Raw genomic sequence first — 3,651 nt, 5'->3', positions numbered from 1 at the left:
GTGCCCATTAGGCGACATCGTTCCGTCACTTCGTCGGCGCACGCGATCCCCGCGGGCGCACCTAATTCGGCACCAATGTGAGCGCCTTTCTCAGCACCCAACGCTTCATCAGCACGGTGCCACCACCAACGTCACCACCGCCAAACGGCGACTCTGTCCGCAAGCTTGCCTATCGAACCATCTGGATGCCGATATCCATCATCCCTCAACGAGGCGGCACGTTCGCCATTAGCTGCCCCAGTCCTTCAGCCACCGTCAAATGCGCGATGACGGCGTCGCGCAGGGTCGTGTAGGGTAGTCGCGCGAGCATCGCCGTTTGCATCACGGCCATGACCTCGCCGGCCTCAGACCCGATCATCGTGAAGCCAAGAACGAGATCGTCGCTTGCGCCGACGAGAACCTTCATGAAGCCGGAGGTTTCTCCTGTTGTGTGGGTTCGCAGCACGGCCTCCATCGGCAGCGAGGCGACGCGCACCGCAACGCCCATGTGTTGCGCGTCGCGTTCGCTCAGTCCGACATGGGCGAGCGGCGGATCGGTGAACACGCAGTACGGCACCAGCCGGTCACCCGTGCTGCGCGTACCGCCGGTCAGGTTGTCCGCGATGATGCGGAAATCGTCGACCGAGACGTGCGTGAACTGCGGGCTGCCGGCACAGTCACCGACAGCCCAGACATTTGGCACGGTTGTTTCAAGCCGGTCGTTGACGCGGATGTAGCCGCGCGCGTCCAGTTCGACGCCGGCTTCCTCAAGTCCGATTCCGGCCGTATTGGGCACGCGCCCTGCCGCGACGAGGATATGGCTTCCTTGGAGCTTCTCATCGCCGGTCGGCGTGCGGACGGCGAGGGTCACTTCGCCGCCGGAGCGGCCGCTCACGCTCAGTGTGGTGGCAGACAGCAGAAGCCGAACGCCTTCCTCGCGCAGGATCCGCTGCATAGTGTCCGCGACGCCTGAATCCTCGCGGCTCATGAGCTGAGAGCCGGCCTCGATGACCGTGACCTGGCTGCCGAAGCGGCGGTAGGCCTGCGCCAGTTCCAGACCGACATAGCCGCCACCGAGCACAATCAGATGCGAGGGCACCGCATCCAGCTCAAGTGCCTCGATATGCGTGAGCGGGTGGGCTTCCGCGAGGCCGGGAATGCTCGGTATCGCCGCATGCGAACCGACATCGATGATGACCTTGTCGCCGGTCAGCCGCCGCATACCGCCGTCGTTCAGCCGGACCTCTAGCGTCTTCGGCGCCACGAAGGTTCCGCTGCCCATGACCAGTTCGGCGCCGCTCGACTTGAAGGGCGTAATGTGGTCCACGACCTCTCGTTCGACCATGTCGCGCTTGCGCTGGCGCACCTTCACCATGTCGATCGTGACCGGGCCGGTGATTGAGCCAAACTGCGCCGCGTGCCGGGCCAGATGGGCGATGCGCGCGCTCCAGACCTCGTTCTTGCTGGGCATGCAGGCGATGTTGGGGCATGAACCTCCGATATACCGCCGCTCGACCACGGCCACTCGTTGCCCGGTGGGCGCCGAGTGCCACGCGAGTAGATTTCCGCCCGGTCCGCTTCCGAGAACCAGCACGTCAAAATGTTCTGCTTGAGCCATCTTCATCTCCATGTTTCTCGGTGCGTCGTTACTACTGACTTCATTGCTGCTCATGGGTACCTCCTGTGTTCTGTGGGGATCGCCGTCGCGGTTCTATCCACGAAGGAATGAGGCCGCAGATCATCTTTCTAGTTTGCGGCAAACTCGGATTTCGGCGAGACCTAGCCGCGAAGAATGGGCGCTCCGAAGGGAGCACCCGTTAATCCGCCGTCCACGATCAGCTCGACCGCATTGATGTACGACGAATCCTCGGAAGCCAGGAAAAGCACGGCCTTCGCGAGTTCTTCAGGTTCGCCCCATCGACCCAGAGGAACCGTCGAGGAGTACGTATCAGCCAGCTTGGCGGACTGTTCAGCCGACATCGAGGCGCGAGACCCGCGCTTCCAGATGGGAGTTTTTGTCGCTCCGGGTGCGACGACATTGACGCGAATGTTGCGCGGCGCAAAGTCGGCAGCGATCGCACGCGCCATGGAGACCACCCCGCCCTTGGTGGCCGCATAGGCCGCTAGGCCGGCCTGGCCCATATAGTTGTGCACCGATCCGTTGAAGATGATGCTGGCGTTGTCGTTCAACAGAGAAGCAGCGGAGTTGATGGTGAAGAATGCGCCATTCAGGTTGGTGCGGACGATATTCTCAAACGCTGCTTCGTCCGTAGCGCCGGTGGGCGTCCTGCCGCTAATTCCGGCATTGGCGAAGACGACGTCCAGCTTGCCGAAATCCTTGGCAATATCCGCGAAGAGCTGCTTGCGATCGTCCGCCACGGTAACGTCGGCGCGGTAGCCGCGCACGTTGGGTCCCAGTTCGGCGACTGCTTCATCCAGCGTCTTCTGGTCCCGGCCGGTAATCGCGACTTCAGCGCCTTCTGCAACGAAAAGACGGGCGGTCGCCAGGCCGATGCCGCTGTTTCCGCCAGTGATGAGAGCCTTCTTACCTGTGAGTTTCATGATTACCTCCTTGATGACTTGATGTGGCCTCACCTTCGCGCCGATCTGAGGAAATTACCCGTTATGGGTCGTTAGCAGGCGTTAGCTGCTGCAAGCAGTCCGAAAAAATGACGGGCAAAACGCTTCCGCTGGCGCAAAAGAACGAGCGCAAACAGTCGGGTGACGGGATTACGAAGCGATCTCTGCTTGCTGGAGGCAGGTTGAGAGTCGTAGTGAAATCACCTCAACGTGGTGAGCAGCGCTTCGGCGGCTTTGAGGTCCGCCGTCTCAAATCCTTCCTTGAACTCCGCGTAGACCGACTGCAGTAGCGTCCGTCCGTTTTTGGACTGTCCTTGGTCGGCCAAATGCTTCGCGAGGTCCCTCGCGGTACGCAATTCCCAGGCACGCACACCTTGACGTCGGCTCAATACAAGCGACTCGTTGAAGCAGGTCTCCACCTCGCGGACGTCGGGTTTCTCCATCGATAGGAGAAGCCCGCCCTTTATGCGCAGCAGTTCCGGCATATAGAACATCTCGCCACTGACTTCGACTTGCCGAATACTCTCGTCGATCAGCGCCTTGCCTTCATCTGGCCGTCCAAGCGCGGCCAGTCCTTGAGCGACTGCAATGTTGAACTCCGTGGTGAGCACCTCATGTCGCGCCGCGTGCAGGCGCTCGAGCGTTGCCTGCAGATCCTTGACGCCCGCTTTGGTGTTGCCGCGCAGAATCGCCAACTCTGCCTTGCGACCCTGTCCGATCGCTACAAGAGGCCCCAAGGCATTGGCTTCGGCATGCGAAAGCGACAAATCGGTGTGGTATTGGGCATTATCGAGATCGCCAGCCCAGAGAAAAACCGACGCCGCGCCGGCCAAAACCAGCGCCAACGCTGCCGGATGGCCCATGGCTTCGGAGGCTTCGACCCCCTGGCGTGCGAGTTCCAGCGCCTGGGTCGGATAACCTTGCAGCCAAAGGGTCCGCGCCAGTGCGATATACGAATGGTAGTGGGGATCGTAGCTGAGGAGGACCGGTCCACGATGGGATTGCGATAATATCCGCATCAGGGAATCGAGCTCCGCACGCGAACCCGCAAGGTCACCGGTAACCTGCAGCGCCCTTCCCAACATGGCATGG

At 61.5% G+C, this 3,651-nt stretch carries 2 protein-coding genes and 1 pseudogene; all 3 read right to left on the bottom strand.

The genetic code is table 11. The features are described from left to right. Positions 1-205: 205 nt before the first annotated feature. Positions 206-1,597, bottom strand: coding sequence for a mercuric reductase (locus tag UP10_RS32170; RefSeq protein ID WP_044591222.1), 1,392 nt, complete (start codon positions 1,595-1,597; stop codon positions 206-208). Positions 1,598-1,758: 161 nt separating this feature from the next. Further along, on the bottom strand, positions 1,759-2,541 hold the full coding sequence (locus UP10_RS32165; RefSeq protein WP_044591221.1) for an SDR family oxidoreductase: 783 nt from the start codon (positions 2,539-2,541) through the stop codon (positions 1,759-1,761). A gap of 218 nt (positions 2,542-2,759) precedes the next feature. Further along, positions 2,760-3,651: pseudogene (locus tag UP10_RS45490) on the bottom strand (ATP-binding protein); the annotation flags it as partial.

The organism is Bradyrhizobium sp. LTSPM299, from assembly GCF_000938235.1.
Lineage (GTDB): Bacteria > Pseudomonadota > Alphaproteobacteria > Rhizobiales > Xanthobacteraceae > Bradyrhizobium.
The sequence above is the reverse complement of the archived record's forward strand: the minus strand, read 5'-3'. Positions and strand labels throughout refer to the sequence as shown.

What these genes read in the sequence shown, in the direction of transcription:
- UP10_RS32170 (WP_044591222.1), bottom strand. Translation starts at nt 1,597, where the DNA reads ATGGCTCAAGCAGAACATTTTGACGTGCTGGTTCTCGGAAGCGGACCG.
- UP10_RS32165 (WP_044591221.1), bottom strand. Translation starts at nt 2,541, where the DNA reads ATGAAACTCACAGGTAAGAAGGCTCTCATCACTGGCGGAAACAGCGGC.